This window comes from Diaphorobacter sp. LR2014-1, assembly GCF_002916785.1.
In the GTDB taxonomy this organism is placed as follows: Bacteria; Pseudomonadota; Gammaproteobacteria; order Burkholderiales; family Burkholderiaceae_C; genus Diaphorobacter; species Diaphorobacter nitroreducens.
Genome location: NZ_MTBE01000001.1, coordinates 271,512 through 290,285, shown reverse-complemented (window position 1 = coordinate 290,285; position 18,774 = coordinate 271,512). Strand labels below are relative to the sequence as shown.

Annotated in this window: 19 protein-coding genes; 9 read left to right on the top strand and 10 right to left on the bottom strand. The window is 67.1% G+C overall.

Annotated elements, in window-relative coordinates; genetic code table 11:
* Positions 1–20: 20 nt before the first annotated feature.
* The 8 genes from BV908_RS01360 to rpmH all read right to left on the bottom strand — a co-directional run bounded on the left by BV908_RS01360 (position 21) and on the right by rpmH (position 7,593).
* On the bottom strand, positions 21–860 hold the full coding sequence (locus tag BV908_RS01360; protein WP_047349218.1) for a hypothetical protein: 840 nt from the start codon (positions 858–860) through the stop codon (positions 21–23).
* Positions 861–997: 137 nt separating this feature from the next.
* Complete coding sequence (locus tag BV908_RS01355) at positions 998–1,489, bottom strand: cyclic nucleotide-binding domain-containing protein (protein ID WP_041839105.1); 492 nt, start codon at positions 1,487–1,489, stop codon at positions 998–1,000.
* A gap of 87 nt (positions 1,490–1,576) precedes the next feature.
* Positions 1,577–2,980, bottom strand: a complete 1,404-nt coding sequence (mnmE, locus tag BV908_RS01350) for a tRNA uridine-5-carboxymethylaminomethyl(34) synthesis GTPase MnmE (protein WP_103736976.1) — start codon at positions 2,978–2,980, stop codon at positions 1,577–1,579.
* A gap of 218 nt (positions 2,981–3,198) precedes the next feature.
* On the bottom strand, positions 3,199–4,785 hold the full coding sequence (locus BV908_RS01345) for an ABC transporter substrate-binding protein (RefSeq protein ID WP_011807215.1): 1,587 nt from the start codon (positions 4,783–4,785) through the stop codon (positions 3,199–3,201).
* 130 nt (positions 4,786–4,915) lie between these two features.
* Positions 4,916–6,625: a membrane protein insertase YidC gene (yidC, locus tag BV908_RS01340; protein ID WP_103736975.1), complete on the bottom strand. Its 1,710-nt coding sequence runs from the start codon at positions 6,623–6,625 to the stop codon at positions 4,916–4,918.
* Entirely contained in the window at positions 6,622–6,918 is a 297-nt protein-coding gene (gene yidD, locus BV908_RS01335; protein WP_011807217.1) for a membrane protein insertion efficiency factor YidD, read from the bottom strand. Before yidD ends, yidC begins: the two co-directional genes overlap by 4 nt.
* Positions 6,915–7,388, bottom strand: coding sequence for a ribonuclease P protein component (locus BV908_RS01330; RefSeq protein ID WP_103736974.1), 474 nt, complete (start codon positions 7,386–7,388; stop codon positions 6,915–6,917). The genes yidD and BV908_RS01330 overlap by 4 nt, the downstream gene beginning before the upstream one ends.
* A gap of 70 nt (positions 7,389–7,458) precedes the next feature.
* A complete protein-coding gene (gene rpmH / locus BV908_RS01325) occupies positions 7,459–7,593 on the bottom strand; it encodes a 50S ribosomal protein L34 (protein WP_005798102.1) in 135 nt (44 codons plus the stop codon).
* 320 nt (positions 7,594–7,913) lie between these two features.
* Here rpmH and dnaA point away from each other — a divergent pair, with 320 nt between their 5' ends.
* From dnaA to gyrB, 3 genes are all read left to right on the top strand, one after another.
* Positions 7,914–9,335, top strand: coding sequence for a chromosomal replication initiator protein DnaA (dnaA, locus tag BV908_RS01320; RefSeq protein WP_011807219.1), 1,422 nt, complete (start codon positions 7,914–7,916; stop codon positions 9,333–9,335).
* A 144-nt stretch (positions 9,336–9,479) separates the two neighbouring features.
* Entirely contained in the window at positions 9,480–10,586 is a 1,107-nt protein-coding gene (dnaN, locus tag BV908_RS01315) for a DNA polymerase III subunit beta (protein WP_011807220.1), read from the top strand.
* Positions 10,587–10,703: 117 nt separating this feature from the next.
* Positions 10,704–13,310 (top strand): DNA topoisomerase (ATP-hydrolyzing) subunit B, encoded by a 2,607-nt coding sequence (gene gyrB, locus BV908_RS01310; RefSeq protein WP_088888639.1) that lies wholly within the window; start codon positions 10,704–10,706, stop codon positions 13,308–13,310.
* 154 nt (positions 13,311–13,464) lie between these two features.
* On the opposite strand, the gene BV908_RS01305 is transcribed toward gyrB, so the two are convergent.
* On the bottom strand, positions 13,465–13,698 hold the full coding sequence (locus BV908_RS01305; protein ID WP_047349214.1) for a hypothetical protein: 234 nt from the start codon (positions 13,696–13,698) through the stop codon (positions 13,465–13,467).
* A 169-nt stretch (positions 13,699–13,867) separates the two neighbouring features.
* Here BV908_RS01305 and BV908_RS01300 point away from each other — a divergent pair, with 169 nt between their 5' ends.
* The 4 genes from BV908_RS01300 to BV908_RS01285 all read left to right on the top strand — a co-directional run bounded on the left by BV908_RS01300 (position 13,868) and on the right by BV908_RS01285 (position 16,119).
* Positions 13,868–14,389 (top strand): GNAT family N-acetyltransferase, encoded by a 522-nt coding sequence (locus BV908_RS01300; protein ID WP_103736973.1) that lies wholly within the window; start codon positions 13,868–13,870, stop codon positions 14,387–14,389.
* On the top strand, positions 14,386–14,799 hold the full coding sequence (locus tag BV908_RS01295; protein ID WP_012655127.1) for a YkgJ family cysteine cluster protein: 414 nt from the start codon (positions 14,386–14,388) through the stop codon (positions 14,797–14,799). Before BV908_RS01300 ends, BV908_RS01295 begins: the two co-directional genes overlap by 4 nt.
* A 106-nt stretch (positions 14,800–14,905) precedes the next feature.
* Positions 14,906–15,343 carry an OsmC family protein gene (locus tag BV908_RS01290; protein ID WP_103736972.1) on the top strand — a complete coding sequence of 146 codons (438 nt, stop codon included), beginning with the start codon at positions 14,906–14,908 and terminating at the stop codon, positions 15,341–15,343.
* A complete protein-coding gene (locus BV908_RS01285) occupies positions 15,340–16,119 on the top strand; it encodes a DUF72 domain-containing protein (RefSeq protein WP_103736971.1) in 780 nt (259 codons plus the stop codon). Before BV908_RS01290 ends, BV908_RS01285 begins: the two co-directional genes overlap by 4 nt.
* Positions 16,120–16,205: 86 nt before the next feature.
* Here the strand turns inward: BV908_RS01285 and BV908_RS01280 are convergent, their stop codons facing one another.
* On the bottom strand, positions 16,206–16,499 hold the full coding sequence (locus tag BV908_RS01280; RefSeq protein ID WP_103736970.1) for an acylphosphatase: 294 nt from the start codon (positions 16,497–16,499) through the stop codon (positions 16,206–16,208).
* A gap of 40 nt (positions 16,500–16,539) precedes the next feature.
* Between BV908_RS01280 and BV908_RS01275 the strand changes: the two genes are divergently transcribed.
* Complete coding sequence (locus BV908_RS01275) at positions 16,540–16,773, top strand: 4Fe-4S binding protein (RefSeq protein WP_103736969.1); 234 nt, start codon at positions 16,540–16,542, stop codon at positions 16,771–16,773.
* A gap of 61 nt (positions 16,774–16,834) precedes the next feature.
* Complete coding sequence (locus tag BV908_RS01270; RefSeq protein WP_103736968.1) at positions 16,835–18,430, top strand: gamma-glutamyltransferase family protein; 1,596 nt, start codon at positions 16,835–16,837, stop codon at positions 18,428–18,430.
* Positions 18,431–18,774: the final 344 nt, after the last annotated feature.

The following is an 18,774-nucleotide window of genomic DNA, read 5'->3' as shown; positions in this document are numbered from 1 at the left end:
CAGTCCCCGCAGCCGGTTCTTCAGCGCAGGTCGCCGTATTGCGTGGAGCTGAGGTCGGACGACCGGCCGTCCTGCCCCGGCATGACAGTGTCCTCGAACCCCGTGGGCGCGGGGCTTGGTGGCAGCAGCGGGCCGCTGCGCGTGGTAACACCCAGAGCCGGCGCGGCCGCGGGCGCACGCGCCACAGCGCTGGTGAGCGCCTGTTTGAACGCCGCCACCTCGTCGGCCTCGATGGGCTCGAACCGCGGCGCCGCGCGCGCGGGCGCGGGTGGCACCAGCGGCGCTGGACGCGAGGGTAGTGCCGCTCCTTGCGACGCGGCAGCGGCGGGCCGGGGCGTCCCGGAAATGATGGGCGATGCGGGGGTGGCAGAAGCCTGCGGCGCGGGCGCCTGGGCGGCCGGGGTGCGCACCTGCACGCCCGTGCTGATCTGGTCGTTGGTGCGCCAATACACGGCAGTCACCAGGATGTCGAAACGAGAACGAGCGGTCTGCGTCACCAGGGTTTCGATCTCGCCCAGCCGCGCCATGTCCCGCCCATACTCCGGCGCCAAGTCCATCATCACCAGGAACTGCGCCCCACGCTGGTCCAGCGACAGCACCTTGAACTTGTACCCCGCCGACAGCACGCCGGCACGCACCATGGCGTCACGCACCACGGTGTACAGCAGCTCGCGGCGCTCCATGCGTTCGTTCTTGCGGCCTGTGGCGGGCTCGGGGGCCGCGGCGGGTTGGGGCTCCAGCAGGGGTTTGCCTGCGCGCGCCGGGGCCGCGCCGTTGGTCTGGGCAGCAGCGGCGGGTGCAGGGCGCGCACGCGCGACCGGAGGCTTGGATTTGCGGGTGAACCAGCTGAACAATGACATGCTTGCCTTCGCGAAGAAGCGCTTAAAAAACGTCGGCAAGTGTACTGCGCGCGCCTCGGCCGAGGCGTGACAGTTGCAGGGTCGGCCGCGCCGCGATGGGCGCTGTGGTCACAAAGCGTGGCGCTCGCGCGCCGCGCTCAGGTCGCCGCGATGCGGCGGCGGCGGTTGCCCAGGCGCTTGGCCAGCACGGCGCCGGCCGCCATCGCCAAGTGCAGCGCTACCGCCGGTTGGCGATTGCAAAGTTCCGTAAAGCGCAGAGCCGGCAGGCTCCACAGCTTGCTCGGTGCGCCCGCCTGCACCGTGGCGCTGCGGGGCTGATGGGAAAAGAACGCCCCCTCGCCCACCATCGAGCCGGGGCCGACGATGGCCAGGCGCAGCCGCTGCTTCTCGTCCTCGAAGTGCACGCTGAGCGAGCCGCTTTCCACCAGGTACAAGGTGCGGTCGTTGGTGCCCTTGGCAAACAGCACCTGTCCCGAGGGGATGCTGATGGGCAACAGGTAGGCGGACAGCCAATCCCACTGCTCGGCGGTGAGCACGTTGTTCATGCTGTCGTCCGCCGTCGCGTGGGTGATGGCCTGGATCAGACCCGAAAGGTCGACTTTGGAGGAGGGAGCGGTGATGGCATTCATCGGGCGCGAACGGTAACGCGCCGCCGTCATCTGCACAAGCACTCATTACCCTTACTTACACATGGCGTTGCGCGCCCGCCGCGCCGGCTATTTGCCGATGCAGAAGCTGGAGAAGATGACACCGAGCAGATCGTCGGACGTGAACTCGCCCGTGATGGTGTTGAGGGCGTTTTGCGCCAGGCGCAGCTCCTCGGCCAGCAGGTCCAGCGCCGGCCCGTCGCTTTCCAGTTGCGCGGCCGCCTCCATGAGGTGGGCGTCCACGGAGCGCAAGGCTTCGATGTGGCGCGCGCGGGCGATGTACACGCCCTCCGCAGCCGACTGCCAACCCGCGATTTGCAGCAATTGCCGACGCAGCGTATCCAGCCCCTGGCCGGTGCGCGCGGACAGCAGCACCGCCTGGCTCTCACCCTCGCGCGCAGGCGCCGCCGCCTGCGGGGCGGCGTCGGCCTTGTTCCAGACGTCGACCACCGGCACGCCCGCGGGCAGCCGGTTGGAGAGCGTGTGCGCAATGGCGGCGTCGTCGCCCTGGTACTGCGCACTGCCCCAGCGCGTGAGGTCGTGCAGGAACAGCACCGCGTCGGCGCCCGCGATCTCGTCCCAGGCGCGGGCGATGCCGATGCGCTCGACCTCGTCGTCACTTTCGCGCAGGCCCGCCGTGTCGATCACGTGCAGTGGCACGCCCTCGATCTGGATGGTCTGCTGCACCTTGTCGCGCGTGGTGCCGGCGATCGGCGTGACGATGGCGAGTTCCGCCCCTGCCAGCGCGTTCAGCAGCGAGCTCTTGCCCGCGTTGGGCTGCCCGGCGATCACCACCTTAATGCCCTCGCGCAGCAACGCGCCTTGGCTGGCACGCTGCATCACGCGGGCCAGCGATTGCTGCAAATTCGATAGCTGCCCGCGCGCGTCTGCCTTGCGCAGGAAGTCGATTTCCTCTTCAGGAAAGTCCAGGGTGGCCTCCACCAGCATGCGCAGGTGCACCAGCGCGTCGCGCAGCGTGTGGATCTCGCGCGAGAAGTCGCCCGACAGTGAACGGCTGGCGCCGCGCGCGGCCGCCTCCGTGCTGGCGTCGATCAGGTCGGCGATCGCCTCGGCCTGGGCCAGGTCGATCTTGTTGTTGAGGAAGGCGCGCTCGGTGAACTCGCCGGGCTCGGCCAGCCGCAGGCGGTCCAGCACGCCGCCCGTGGCCGCCTCCAGGCAGCGCGCCAGCAGCAGCTGCAGCACCACGGGGCCGCCATGGGCCTGCAGCTCCAGCACGTCCTCGCCGGTGTAGCTGTGCGGCGCGGGAAAGTACAGCGCCAGCCCCTGGTCGATGGCCTGGCCCGCGGCATCCCGAAACGGCAGGTAGGTGGCCTCGCGCGGCTTGAGCGCGCGGCCGCACAGCGCCTGCACCAGTGCGCCGATCTGCTTGCCCGAGACCCGCACGATGCCCACCGCGCCGCGCCCCGGCGCGGTGGCAATGGCAACGATGGGGTCGGAATGGCGCGGCAGCATGGGCTTTCAGGTGCGGTGGAGAGGGGCAGCGCATGATAGCCGCGCCCCGCCCGGCGCCATGAAGAAGGCCCGCGCGGGGCGGGCCTGGGGCGTGCATCACGCATATTTTGATAGCTGCTTGCGCTTGTCCAACGTCGGTTTCAGGGGCTTTTGTTTCTGAAAACCTTTGTAGTCAAGCGCTGCCAGCTATCGTTTTTAAGGCCTTCGGCCTGCCGCGATCACTTGATGGTCGTCCACGCGGGCATGGGGCGATCGTCCGCGCGATGCGGCGTGTCCACGTTCTTGCGCATCGCCCAGGGGCGGATCTGGTGGTGCAGCGGCAGGTAGTAGTACTCGTCCTTGACCAGCTTGAGCGCGTCGTTGATCAGCGCGTCGCGCTTGGGGGCATCCATCTCGACCTTGATCTGCTGGATCATGCCGTCGAGCTTGGCGTCGGAAAAGCGCCCGCCGTTGTAGACGCCAGCCGAGGTCTTGCCGTCCTTGGTGGACATCAGCGAGTCCAGCGAATACAGCGCGTCGAACGTGGCCACGCCCCAGCCGAACAGGTAGGCGCTCACGTCGTTGTTCATCACGCGGGTGACGAACTGCGCCATGGGCGCGGTTTGCAGGTTGGTCTTGACGCCGATGCGCGTCCACATGGCGGTGACGGCCTGGCAGATGGCCTCGTCATTCACGTAGCGGTCATTCGGGCAGTCGAGCTTGAGCGAGAAGCCGTTCGGGTAGCCGGCGTCGGCCAGCAGCTTCTTGGCGGCCTCCACGTCGTACTTGGCGGCACGCTCGTCCAGTTGCTTGGTCCAGCCATGCACCATGGGAGCGATCATGGTGCCCGCAGGCACCGACAGGTTGCGCATGGTGCGGCTGTGCAGGCCCGCAGAGTCGATGGCCTGGTACAGCGCCTGGCGCACGCGCTTGTCCTTGAGCGGGTTCTTGCCGGCCGTGCCCGCGCCGGGCAGCTCGTCGCGGAACTGGTCCAGGCCCAGGTAGATGGTGCGGTTCTCGGCCCCTTCGATGAGCTTGATGTCGGGGTTGGCCTTCATGCGCGCCAGATCCTGCGGCGGCGGGTCGACCACGAAGTCCACCTGCCCCGAGATCAGCGCGGCCGAGCGCGTGGCGGCCGACTTGATGGGGGTGAACACCACCTCGTCGATGTTGCCCTTGGGCTTGTCCCACCAGTTGGGGTTCTTCTTGAGCGTGACCTTCACATCCGGCTGCCAGCCCACCATGACAAAGGGGCCCGTGCCATTGGCATTGCGCGAGGCGTAGTTCTCTTCCTTGCCCGCGTAGTCTTGCGACTTCACCGAGTTGTGCTTCTCGGCCCAGGCCTTGTTCATGATGCGCGCCTCGGTCAGCTCGCGCAGCAGGATGGGATTGGGGCCCTTGAGGAACACGTCCACCGTGTGCTCGTCCACCTTCTTGACTTCCTTGACGCTCTGCACCGCGGACATCATGTTGGACGGCGCCGTGCCGGCACGCGTGAGCGAGAACACCACGTCATCGGCCGTGAATGGCGCACCATCGTGGAATTTCACGCCCTTGCGCAGTTCAAAACGCACCTGTGTGGGGGAGACCTGCGTCCACTTGGTGGCCAACGCGGGCTCGATCTGGTACTTGTCGTCATAGCGCACCAGGCTCTCGTACACCTGCTGCAGGAAGGCGTGCGTGGTCTGGTGGTTCTGCGCGTGGGGGTCCACGGTGAGGATGTCGTTGGCGCCGGCCCAGCGCATGGTGGCGGCGTGGGCGGTGCCCATGGCCACGAGCACGGCGGCCCCCAGCAAGCCCAGTTTGAAGGTGGTACGTTGAATCATCCGTCTGGCTCCTGTGTGTTGATGGTTACTACCGGATCACGTAGTAGCAATCATCGTACCGAAAACAACAACGGCCGCTGAGCGGCCGTTGCAGGGAGCGGGGGATTGCGGCCGGGAAGGCCGCGCTCCGTCAGCGGAACTTGGGCAGGTTGAACTGCGGCGGCACGCCCATGCGGGTGTTGATGATCCACTGCTGCGCGATCGACAGGATGTTGTTCGTCAGCCAGTACAGCACCAGGCCGGCCGGGAAGAAGAAGAACATCACGCTGAACATCAGCGGCATCAGCCACATCATCTTGGCCTGCATCGGGTCCGGCGGCGCGGGGTTCAGCGCGGTCTGCAGCAGCGACGAGAGCGTCATCAGGAGCGGCAGGATGAAGAACGGGTCGGGCGAGGACAGGTCCTTGATCCAGCCGATCCACGGCGCATTGCGCATCTCCACGCTGGACAGCAGCACCCAGTACAGCGCAATGAACACCGGTATCTGGATCATGATGGGCAGGCAGCCGCCCATGGGGTTGACCTTCTCCTCGCGGTAGATGCGCATCATCTCCTGCTGCATCTGCTGGGGCTTGTCCTTTAGGCGCTCGCGCATTTCCATGATGCGCGGGTTGATGGCCTTCATCTTGGCCATGCTGGCGTAGGCCTTGGCGTTAAGCCAGTAGAAGGCGATCTTCAACAGGAACACCAGTGCCACGATGGACCAGCCCCAGTTGCCCAGCACCTTGTGCAACTGGTCCAGCAGCCAGTACAGCGGCTTGGCCAGGATGGTCAGCCAGCCATAGTCCTTGACCAGCTCCAGGCCCGGGGCCAGCTTTTCCAGCAGCGTCTCGATCTGCGGGCCGGCGAACAGGCGCGCGTCCACGGCCTTCGACTGGCCGGGGGCGATCTCGCCCAGCGGCGTGATCATGCCCACCGAGTACAGGTTGGTGTCCACCTTGCGCACGAAGTTGTCGCGCTGCACGCCGTCGCCCAGCAGCCACGCGGTGGCGAAGTAGTGCTGCACCATGGCCACGTAGCCGTTGCTGGAAGACTTGTCGATCTCGGCCTTGCCGTTCTCGATGTCCTTGAACTCCACCTTGTGGTACTTCTTCGCCTCGGTGTACACGGCCGGACCGGTGAACGTGGAGTAGAACGACGACTCGCCCGCCGGCTTGTTGCCATCGCGCGCCAACTGCAGGTACAGCTGGGGCGATACCGGGGCCGTGCCCGTGTTGACCACCTCGTGCTTCACGGCCACGTCGTAGGCGCCGCGCTTGAGCGTCCAGGTCTTGACCAGCTTCACGCCGCCCATGTCGGCCGACTCGAAACGCACGGTCAGCTCGTTCTGGCCGTCCTGCAGTTCGCGCGGACCGGGCACGACCGCCATGGGGGTCTTGTGCGTGGGGAAGGCGCCGCCGGCACCGTTGCCGATGAGGCCCGTCTGCGCGACATAGACACGCGAAGCGCTCTCGTCCAGCAGCAGGAAGGGCTTGGTCTTGTCCTCCATCTCGGGATACTGCAGCAGCTCTCCGTGGACCAGCGAACCGCCTTCGGAGTCAAAGCTCAGGCGCAGCACGTCGGTGCTCACGGTCACCCGCTCGCGCGGGATGGCGGCAGGCGGCACGCTGGCGCCTGCGGGCGGCTGCGCCGCCGCGCCCGGCGTGGCGCTGGCGGCGGCCACCGGCACGTCGGCAGCGCCAGCGCCGGAGGCCGCTACCGCGGGCGTGCTGGCCGTCTGCGCCGGCGGCGTGGGGAAGAAGGTGGCCTTGTTGCCGTTGTGGATCTGCCACTTGTCCCACAGCAGAACCATGGAAAAGCCAAAGATCACCCACAGGATGGTGCGGCGGATGTCGTTCATGAAGTCTTCTTACGTGAGGAAGAGGGAGTATCGTCGGAAGGCGTGAGCCGTGAAAACAGGCGCATGCCGCGCGGCAGCTCCTGCGGCACGGGGTCCAGCCCGCCCTCGCACCAGGGATGGCAGCGCGCCAGGCGGCGCACGGTCAGGTAGCTGCCGGCCGCGGCACCATGTTGCTCCAGCGCCTGCAGAGAGTACACCGAGCAGGTGGGCTCGAAGCGACAGGCCGACCCGATCCAGGGACTTAGCAGCAGCCGGTAGCCGCGCACCAGCCCCATGAGCAGCGCACGCATCATGGTCGCACCCCTGTCGCGGCCGCCCTACTGCGGCGTTCGGCCGCGGCAAAGAGCTGTTCCAGTTCGGCGCGCACGGCCTGCTTCAAAGCCTCGGAGGTGGCGCTCACGAACTGCTTGCGATCAAAGCCCATGCGCAGGCGCACCACGTGCGCGCCGCTGGGCATGCGCGCCTCGAACCCGCTGGCCACGGCGTAGATCTGGCGCTTGATGGTGTTGCGCGTGACTGCGCGGCGGGCCCAGCGCTTGGGCACCATGGCGCCCAGCCACACGCCGCCCGCCTGCCCTCCAACGAGAAACAGGGCCTGCGATCCCTGCGCCTGCGGCGAGGAATCGGGCCCTGTGGCTGGCGGAACTCCATCGGTTGCCACCGGCGGCAAACCCAGCCGGTGCAATGCGAAGTGCGCCGTGCGGGAGACGGTGCCTCCCGCCATGGCTGCCTGGAACTGGGGGCGCGTTTTCAGCCGATGCATGGGTGCAGCGTCCCCGGCAGGGAACTGGCGGTGCAAACCCGTAAGCGGCCGAAAGCCGAGCGGCCCGGCCTCAGACGGCCAGACGCTTGCGGCCCTTGGCGCGGCGAGCGTTGATGACGGCACGGCCGCCGCGCGTCTTCATGCGCACGAGGAAGCCATGGGTGCGCGCACGGCGCGTCTTGGAGGGCTGGTAAGTACGTTTCATGTTCTCGATCCTTGAAGGTTCAGTTACGGGCGCGGCTTCGATCGGCAGCACCCGCCGGGCCTGCTGCATCCTGCATGGAATGCGCGAAAAGCAGCCGCCCGGGCTTGATCACCCTGAACACCATTCAGGGAAACCGCGGATTATTGCAGGCTCGGTGAATCCTGGCAATACCTGGGGCGTCTCGGCCTACTTCGCGGTCCGGTGCATGTATCGCCGCGCATGCCCCCTTACCGCCTCGCTCAGATTGTGGATAACTCCTTGACAAGCTAGAATCGCGGGCCTTGTACCGTTCCTCCTATCCACAACAAGAATCACCTGAAATGAACGAGGGACTTCACTCCTCCAGCCACGACAGCGACGGCGCCAGCGCCGGCCAGGGTCTGTGGCAGGCCTGCGCCGAACAGCTGGCGCAGGATCTCCCGGAACAGCAGTTCAACACCTGGATCAAGCCGCTGGTGGCCCAGGTCGCCCCCGATTTTTCCAAGGTCACCCTGCTGGTGGCCAACCGCTTCAAGCTCGACTGGATCCGCGCACAGTATGCCGGCCGCATCTCGGCCCTGCTGGAAGGTCTGTACGGCCAACCGGTCACACTGGAGTTAGCGCTTGCTCAGCGGGAATCCGTTGTCAGGACTTACGTCCGTCCCACGGCGCCAGACACCCCCGCCACCGGCGATGCACCGTCCGCCCACCCCACGGCCGACGAGGCGCCTGCCGGCGCCTTCCGCACGCGCCTGAACCCGGCGTTGACCTTCGAGACGTTGGTGGAGGGCACGGCCAACCGCATGGCGCGCTCGGCGGCGATGCACGTGGCCGGCTCGCCCGGCCACCTGTACAACCCGCTGTTCATCTATGGCGGCGTGGGCTTGGGCAAGACCCACCTGGTGCATGCCGTGGGCAACAAGCTCCTGCAGGACCGTCCCGACGCCAAGGTTCTCTACATCCATGCGGAGCAGTTCGTCTCGGATGTGGTCAAGTCATACCAGCGCCGTACCTTCGACGACTTCAAGGAGCGCTACCACTCGCTCGACCTGCTGTTGATCGACGACGTGCAATTCTTTGCCAACAAGGACCGCACGCAGGAAGAATTTTTCAACGCCTTCGAGGCGCTGCTGGCCAAGAAGAGCCACATCGTGATGACCTCGGACACCTATCCCAAGGGTCTGGCCAACATCCACGAGCGGCTGGTCTCGCGCTTCGACTCTGGGCTGACGGTGGCGATCGAGCCGCCCGAGCTGGAAATGCGCGTGGCCATCCTGATCAACAAGGCGCGCGCCGAAGGGTCGGAGATGCCCGAGGAAGTAGCCTTCTTCGTGGCCAAGAATGTGCGCTCCAACGTGCGTGAACTCGAAGGCGCGCTGCGCAAGATCCTGGCCTACAGCCGCTTCAACCAGAAGGAAGTTTCCATCCAACTCGCGCGCGAAGCGCTGCGCGACCTGCTGTCGATCCAAAACCGGCAGATCTCGGTGGAAAACATCCAGAAGACCGTGGCCGACTATTACAAGATCAAGGTCGCGGACATGTACAGCAAGAAGCGCCCGGCCAGCATCGCCCGCCCGCGGCAGATCGCCATGTACCTGGCCAAGGAGCTCACGCAAAAGAGCCTGCCCGAGATCGGCGAGCTGTTCGGCGGGCGCGACCACACCACGGTGCTGCACGCGGTGCGAAAGATTGGCGCCGAACGCCAGCAGCTCACCGAACTCAACCAGCAGCTGCACGTGCTGGAGCAGACGCTGAAGGGTTGACGCACCCCATGGAGCGAAAAGGACCGCCCCCCGCAAAAGCACGCCCGTTCGCGGGCAAAATGGCGCGTTGGACGGCCCGGGAGGGGGCACTGCCCATGCCGCCGTCTGCGCACCTATCCCCAAAAACCACCAAAGGTTGACGACATGATTGTCCTGAAGGCCACACAAGACAAGGTTCTCGCCGTTCTGCAATCGGTTGCCGGCATCGTCGAGCGCCGCCACACGCTGCCCATCCTGGCCAACGTGCTGCTGCGCAAGACGGGCAATGCCATCCAGCTCACCACCAGCGACCTGGAGATCCAGATCCGCACCACGGCCGAGCTGGGCGGCGACACGGGCGACTTCACCACCACGGTGGGTGCACGCAAGCTCATCGACATCCTGAAGACCATGCCCTCCGACCAGACGGTGAGCCTGGAGTCCAACCAGTCCAAGCTGATCCTGAAGGGCGGCAAGAGCCGCTTCACACTGCAGACGCTGCCGGCCGAGGACTTCCCGCTGGTGCAGGAGGCCGCCAGCTTCGGCCCCGCCTTCAGCGTGCCGCAGAAGGTCCTGAAGAGCCTGCTGGGTCAGGTGTCGTTCGCCATGGCGGTGCAGGACATCCGCTACTACCTGAACGGCATCCTGTTCGTGGCCGAGGGCACGACGCTCTCGCTGGTCGCCACCGACGGACACCGCCTGGCGTTCGCCAGCGCGCAGCTGGACGTGGAGGTGCCCAAGCAGGAGGTCATCTTGCCACGCAAGACCGTGCTGGAGCTGCAGCGTCTGCTGTCGGACGCCGACGGCGCCATCGAGATGCAGTTCGCCAACAACCAGGCCAAGTTCAGCTTCGGCGGCATGGAGTTCGTCACCAAGCTGGTGGAAGGCAAGTTCCCCGACTACAACCGCGTGATTCCCAAGAACCACCACAACAGCGTGACCCTGGGCCGCGCCCCGCTGCTGGCCAGCCTGCAGCGCACGGCCATCATGACCAGCGACAAGTTCAAGGGCGTGCGCCTGAACATTGAACCCGGCCTGCTGCGTGTGGCGTCGAACAACGCCGAGCAGGAAGAGGCGGTGGACGAGTTGGACATCGACTACGGCGGCGACGCCATCGAGATCGGCTTCAACGTCAGCTACCTCATCGACGCCCTGGCCAACATGGGCCAGGACATGGTGAAGGTCGACCTGGCCGATGGCAACAGCTCCGCGTTGATGACCATCCCCGACAACGAGCATTTCAAGTACGTCGTGATGCCCATGCGCATCTGACATACTATTATTTTGATAGCTGTTAGCGCTTGATGGATGGGCGCTAGCGGCACATTTGATTCCTATAAGGCCGCCGGCACGCCGTGCCGGTGCGCCTGGACCGAAGGCAGCCCTTTCATGACCGCAGAGCAATCGCAGCCCGCCCCCGAACAGCCCATTTCCGCCCCGGCCGAGCAGCCCGTCGCATCGGTCGCCGGCAGCGACGGCTACGGCGAGGGCGCCATCCAGATCCTGGAGGGCCTGGAGGCCGTGCGCAAGCGTCCGGGCATGTACATCGGCGATACGTCCGACGGCACAGGCCTGCACCACCTGGTCTTCGAGGTGGTGGACAACTCCATCGACGAGGCCCTGGCCGGCCACTGCGACGACATCGTCGTCACCATCCACACCGACAACTCCATCAGCGTGGTGGACAACGGCCGCGGCATTCCCACCGGCGTGAAGATGGACGACAAGCACGAGCCCAAGCGCTCGGCCGCCGAGATCGCGCTGACCGAGCTGCACGCCGGCGGCAAGTTCAACCAGAACAGCTACAAGGTCTCGGGCGGCCTGCACGGCGTGGGCGTGTCCTGCGTGAACGCGCTGTCCAAGAAGCTGCGCCTCACCGTGCGCCGCGATGGGCAGACGCACCAGCTGGAGTTCTCCAAGGGCGTGGTGCAGAACCGTCTCATCGAGATCGTGGATGGCTTCGAGGTCTCGCCCATGAAGGTCATCGGCCCCTCGGAAAAGCGCGGCACTGAGGTGCGCTTTCTGCCCGACACCGAAATCTTCAAGGAGAACAGCGACTTCCACTACGAGATCCTGGCCAAGCGCCTGCGCGAACTGTCCTTCCTGAACAACGGCGTGCGCATCCGCCTGATCGACGAGCGCACCGGCAAGGAAGACGACTTCTCGGGCGCCGGCGGCGTCAAGGGCTTTGTGGAATTCATCAACGGCACCAAGAAGGTGCTGCACCCCACGGCCTTCCACGCCACGGGTGCGCGCCCGGCCGAGACCTACGGCGGTATCCCCGGCACCGAAATCGGCGTGGAAGTCGCCATGCAGTGGAACGATGGCTACAACGAGCAGGTCCTCTGTTTCACCAACAACATCCCGCAGCGTGATGGCGGCACGCACCTGACCGGCCTGCGCGCGGCGATGACGCGCGTGATCGGCAAGTACATCGAGCAGAACGAGCTGGCCAAGAAGGCCAAGGTCGAGGTCAGCGGCGACGACATGCGCGAAGGCCTGTGCTGCGTCCTGAGCGTGAAGGTGCCCGAGCCCAAGTTCAGCAGCCAGACCAAGGACAAGCTGGTCAGCTCCGAAGTGCGCGCGCCGGTCGAGGACATCGTCGCCAAGGCGCTCACCGACTATCTGGAGGAAAAACCGAACGACGCGAAGATCCTCTGCGGCAAGATCGTCGAGGCCGCCCGCGCCCGCGAGGCCGCGCGCAAGGCACGCGAGATGACACGCCGCAAAGGCGTGCTGGACGGCATGGGCCTGCCCGGCAAGCTGGCCGACTGCCAGGAAAAAGACCCGGCGCTGTGCGAGATCTACATCGTCGAGGGCGACTCCGCCGGCGGCTCCGCCAAGCAGGGGCGCGACCGCAAGTTCCAGGCCATCCTGCCGCTGCGCGGCAAGATCCTGAACGTGGAGAAGGCGCGCTACGAGAAGCTGCTGTCCAGCAACGAAATCGTCACCCTCATCACCGCCCTGGGCACCGGCATCGGCAAGGCCGCCGTGGAATCGGGCAAGAGCGGCGCTGACGACTTCGACGTCGCCAAGCTGCGTTACCACCGCATCATCATCATGACCGACGCGGACGTGGACGGCGCCCACATCCGCACGCTGCTGTTGACCTTCTTCTACCGCCAGATGCCCGAGCTGGTGGAGCGCGGCCACATCTACATCGCCCAGCCGCCGCTGTACAAGGTGAAGAACGGCAAGGAAGAGCTGTACCTGAAAGACGCCGCGGCGCTGGACACCTTCCTGCTGCGCGTGGCGCTGAACCACGCCAGCATCACCACCGGCGGCAACCAGCCCCGCACGCTGGCCGGCGACGAACTGGCCCAGCTGGCGCGCACGCACCAGCATGCCGAGCAGGTGATCGCGCGCCTGTCCGCCTTCATGGATGCCGAGGCGCTGCGCGCCGTGGCCGACGGCGTGGTCTTCAACCTGGACACCCTGCAGGACGCCGAGGCCAGCGCCGTGCAGCTGCAGGCCAAGCTGCGCGAGCTCAACACCAACGGCGTGCCCGCCGATGTGGCGGGCGAGATCGACCCGCGCACCGACAAGCCCATCCTGCGCATCAGCCGCCACCACCATGGCAACATCAAGAGCAGCCTGATCACGCAGGACTTCGTGGCCGGCGACGACTACGCCGCCCTGGCCCAGGCCGCCGAGAGCTTCCGCGGGCTGATCCAGGAAGGCGCCAAGGTCACGCGCGGCGAGGGCGAGAAGGCCAAGGAGGAAAAGGTGGGCGACTTCCGCCAGGCCATGGCCTGGCTGATCAGCGAAGCCGAGCGCACCACCAGCCGCCAGCGCTACAAGGGCCTGGGCGAGATGAACCCCGAGCAGCTGTGGGAAACCACCATGGACCCCGAGGTGCGCCGCCTGCTGCGCGTGCAGATCGACGACGCCATCGAGGCCGATCGCGTGTTCACCATGCTCATGGGCGACGAGGTCGAGCCGCGGCGCGACTTCATCGAGACCAATGCGCTGCGCGCGGGCAACATCGACGTCTGATCGTTGCTGTAAAGGGCCCATCCCCCGACGATTGGGGCGCCGTCAGTGAGAAAAAGCCATGGACCAACATCCATGGCTTTTTCATCGCTGGAGACAAAACGTTTTTATCGATCACCCCGCAAGGCAATCCCGGCTGCCGTGCCAGTCGCAGCCCTCACGGAAGGCGCAAATCCATACCGAGCATCCTGGAAAGGCCGAAGGTGAAGAGCAATACCGCCAGCAGCGCCAGCATGAAGACGGCAACGACCTTGCCACTCGTGCGCAGCAGCGCGCGCCTGTCCGTTCCTTTGTTCCCCTGGTCGTAATGCCATTTGATGGCAAAGAACATGCACGTGCCGAAGACGAGCACCTTGAACGTGATGAAGACTACAGGGACCCAATCGATCATTTTTTGAGGAATTTCAGCGTTTGAGTTGTTATTGTCTACCGTGAAGAACACCACCGCTGCATGGCAGGCCAAGGCTATCAAAAAGCAACCGGCAGCAATGCATCGGCTGCAGCCCTCCACACCATTGCGTTTTTAATGAACTTCTGCTGCACCAAAGCCGTTGGCAGTTATGACCGTCTTGACCATCCGCCCCGCCACCATTGACGACACCGATCTGATCCTGCACTTCGTGCGAGAGTTGGCGATCTATGAAAAAGCGGAGCATGAGGCGCTGGCCACGCCCGCGCACGTGCACCGCACGCTGTTCTGCGCCAACCCCAGGGTGCACGGCCTGATCTGCGAGGCCGGCGGCACCGCCGTGGGCTTCGCGGTGTACTTCTTCAACTACTCCACCTGGCAGGGCCGCCACGGCCTGTACCTGGAAGACCTGTACGTCTCGCCAGAGCACCGCGGCAAGGGCGCAGGCATGGCGCTGCTGCGGCAACTGGCCCGCATCGCCGTGGACCACGACTGCGGGCGCTTCGAGTGGAGCGTGCTGGACTGGAACACACCCTCCATCGCGCTGTACGACAGCCTGGGCGCGCGCCCGCAGAGCGAATGGATCCGCTACCGCCTCACGGGCGACGAGCTGCATGCGCTGGCAGCGCAGGCGCAGCCGCTGGCCCCGCAGCCCTGCACGCCCGCACCATGAGATCCCCCATCGCCATCGTCGACGTGGACCGCGTCGACACCTGGACCCGCTACCGCGCGGGCCTGTGCGAGAGCTGCGCGGCCAACTGCTGCACCATGCCGCTGGAGGTGCAGCTGTCCGACCTGGTGCGCCTGGGCCTGGTGGACGCCTTCGAGGCCGAGCATGAAGAGCCCCGCCACATCGCCAAACGGCTGCAGAAGGCGCGGCTGATCGACCACTTCAACCACAAGAACACCCTCTTCACCCTGGCGCGGCGCGCCAACGGCGACTGCCAGTTCCTGGACGCCGCCACGCGCCTGTGCACGGTGTACGAGCAGCGGCCCGAGACCTGCCGCCTGCATCCGCAGAAGAAAAGCCCCAAGCCCGGCTACTGCGCCTACGGCGCGCGCGAGCGGCAGCGCCGCGGCTGACCACCACGCTGTAGGACGCGGCCCACGCCGCAAGCCAGCGGCCGCCCACCTGCGCCGCGCGCGCGGCGTGGTGTCATGGGCGTCTTTGCACACTGTGGAGGTTCCCATGTCCGAGAAGAAGGCCAGCGTTCACTGGGAAGGCGGCGGCAAGGCCGGCCAGGGCCAGATCAGCACCGAGACCGAAGCGCTGCAGAAGTACCCCTATGGCTTTGCCAGCCGCTTTGGCGACGACCGCAGGGGCACCAATCCCGAGGAAATCCTGGGCGCGGCGCATGCCGCCTGCTTCACGATGGCCTTCTCGTTCGCGGCGGACAAGGCCGGCTTCGTCACCGAGCGCGTCGACACCACGGCCAGCGTGCGTCTGACCCAGCAGGGCGAGGGTTTTCTCATCGACCGCATCGCGCTCACGCTGAAGGCCAAGGTGCCGGGCATGGACGAGGCCACCTTCCAGAAGCTGGCCGCCGACGCCAAGGCCAACTGCCCCTTGTCCAAGGCGCTGGCCGCGGTGCCGGAGGTCACGCTCAGCGCCACGCTGGTGCAGTGAGCGGCGCTGCCGTGGACAGCGCCACCGGCCGCCCGCACATCCGCGTCGGCATCGGCGGCTGGACCTTCGCGCCCTGGCGCGGCAGCTTCTACCCGCCGGGCCTGGCGCAGGCCAAGGAACTGCATTACGCCAGCCGCCAGCTCACGGCCATCGAGGTCAACGGCACGTTCTACAGCACCTTCCGGCCCGCCACCTTCGCCAAGTGGCACGACGAAACGCCCGACGGCTTCATGTTCTCGCTCAAGGCCCACCGGCTGGTGACGCACCGGCGGGTGTTGGCCACGGCGGGTGATGCGATCGCGCGCTTCGTGGGCAGCGGCATTGCGCAGTTGCAGGGCAAGCTCGGCCCCATCGTCTGGCAGTTCATGCCCAGCAAGCGGTTCGAGGAAGCGGACTTCGAGGCCTTCCTGGCGCTGCTGCCGCGCGAAGTGGATGGGCGCCGCCTGCGCCATGCGCTGGACGTGCGGCACGAGAGCTTTGCCACGCCGGCCTTCATCGCCCTGGCACGCCGCTACGGCTGCGTGCCGGTGTGCACGGACTCCGAGAAATTCCCCGCGATGGCCGACGCCGAGGCCGACTTTGCCTACCTTCGGCTGATGCGCAGCCAGGCCGACATCCCCACCGGCTACACGCCCGAGGCCATCGCGCAATGGGCCGCCGGTGTGCGCGCCTGGACCGGCGGCGAGCGGCCGCGCGACGTATTCGTGTATTTCATCAACGGCGCCAAGGAGCGGGCACCGGCCGGCGCGCTGGAATTGCTGCGGCAGCTCGCCTGACGCCCAGTCGGAACGGCCGCCGCCGGCAAGCTCCTGTTTTCATAGCTGCAAGCGCTTGCTGGATAAGCGCTAGAGGCCGATTTGGCTTAAACCGTCTCGCGCTGCTCAAACCCTTGGGCGTCGCAGGCGGGCGCCTCTCCCACCTCCACACGCTCCACCCGCGCGGCGGGCGGACCCTCGTGGGCCCAGTCGATCAACGCCTGCACGGCCGACGCGGCGCCGCTGGCCAGCGCCTCCACGGTGCCGTCCTGGCGGTTGCGCACCCAGCCCTGCACGCCCAGGCGGCGCGCGGCTTCGGTCATGGATTTACGGTAGTACACGCCCTGCACCAGGCCGTGGATGCGCAGGTGGCGGGTGATGGAAGCAGCGGATTCAGCCATAAGCCCCGCACTGTAGCGCCCGCCGTGGCATGCTGCGCCGATGACCGCCCCGCGCAAGGCCCTGCCCGCGATCGATCCGCAGCGCTGCACCGGCTGCGGCTGGTGCGTGGGCGTGTGCCCGCCGCATGTGCTGTCGCTGCAGGTGCAGGGACCGGAGCGCTTCGGCCCCAAACGCTCGGTGCTGCATGACGCGCCGGGCTGCACCGGCTGCGCGCTGTGTGCGCTGCGCTGCCCGTTCGATGCGATCCGCATGGTGCGCAATTCCCCGCAGTAGGGCGGCGCCTTCACGGCGGCACAATCGACCCGGCATTCCTTTCCCTTCCAGATCGGCCTCCATGACTTGGCAACTCCCCTACCCCTCCGGCCGCCAGCCCGTGCTGGCGCGCAACGTGGTCTCTACCTCCCAGCCGCTGGCCGCGCAGGCCGGCGCGGCGACGTTTGCGCGCGGCGGCAATGCGATCGACGCGGCCCTGGCCGCGGCCATCACGCTCACGGTGGTGGAGCCGGTGATGAACGGGATTGGCGGCGACGCCTTCGCGCTGGTGTGGGACGGCGCCGCGCTGCACGGCCTGAACGCCTCGGGCCGCGCGCCGCGCGCCTGGTCGGCCGAACGCTTCGCCCACCTGCCGCAAATGCCGCGCATCGGCTGGGACACGGTGACCACGCCCGGCGGCGTGGCGGGCTGGGTGGCACTGTCCGAGCGCTTTGGCGCCCTGCCCTTCGAAGACCTGTTCACCGACGCCATCCGCCACGCGCGCGACGGCTTTCCCGTCAGCCCGGTGATCGCGCGCCAGTGGGCGCAGGCGGCCATCGACCTCAAGGGCCAGCCGGGCTTCGAGGCCTTCACACCCGGCGGGCGCGCGCCGCAGGCGGGCGAGATCTGGCGCTTTGCCGACCAGGCGGACACGCTGGCGGACATCGCACGCACGCGCGGCGCGTCGTTCTACCGCGGCCGGCTGGCGCAGGCCATGGCCGACTACGCGCGCCAGCACGGCGCCGGCCTGGCGCTGGAGGACCTGGCCGCGCACGCCGTGGAATGGGTGCAGCCCATCAGCGTGCCCTTTGGCGACCGCACGGTGCATGAGATTCCGCCCAACGGCCAGGGCATCGCCGCGCTGATGGCGCTGGGCCTGCTGGAGCATCTGCCCTACCGCAGCACCGCAGCGGGCTCGGCCGCGCGCATGCACCTGGAGATCGAGGCCATGCGCGTGGCCTTTGCCGACCTGTACGCCCACGTGGCCGACCCGGCCCACATGCGCCTCACCCCCGCGCAGCTGCTGGACCCGGCCTACCTGCGCCAGCGCGCCGCGCTCATCGACCCGCAGCGCGCCGGCCAGTACCCCGCCGGCCAGCCCGGCAGCGGCGGCACGGTGTATCTGTGCACGGCCGACAGCGAGGGGCGCATGGTGTCGTTCATCCAGTCCAACTTCAAGGGCTTCGGCTCGGGCGTGGTGGTGCCGGGCACGGGCATCGCGCTGCACAACCGCGGCATGGGCTTCGTCACCACGCCGGGCCACCCCAACCAGGTGGCGGGCGGCAAGCGGCCCATGCACAGCATCATCCCGGCCTTCGTCACGCGCGGCGGCCAGCCCCACATGGCCTTTGGCGTGATGGGCGGCAACATGCAGGCCCAGGGCCATGTGCAGATGGTGCTGCGCGAGGCCGTGGAGGGCCTGAACCCCCAGGCCTGCTCCGACGCGCCGCGCTGGCGCATCAACGACGCGGGCGCGCTGACGCTGGAACACACCGTGCCCGCCGACGTGGTCGACGGCCTGCGCGCGCTGGGGCACGACCCGCAGGTGGCCGCGCCCGGCAGCCTGGAATTCGGCAGCGCGCAGATCATCCGCCGGCTGGAGGCCACGCCCGGCACCGGCTTCGCCTACGCCGCGGGCTCCGACCACCGGCGCGACGGCCAGGCCGTCGGCTGCTGATTCCCATCCCGAGGCATTCAAACCAAAACCGCCTCTAGCGCTTGTCCATCAAGCGCTAGCAGCTATCAAAACAATAGTAAAGCACGCCGCACCGTCACCTGCGCTACACTGCACGCATGCTGTTCACACTGCTTTGCTCCGACCCACGCACCCCCGCCACCGGCGCGGCGCGGGCCTGCGCATCGGGCGTGAACGCACGAATGATTACCACCATGACCACCGCGGCGACCTAGCGCACGCGCAGGGTGGCCGCACCGGCGGCCCCCTGGTGTCTTCTTCCCCCTCCGAACGAAACCCAGCCCCGGCCGCTGGGTTTTTTTGTGGGCTTTTGCAGCCCCTGTTTG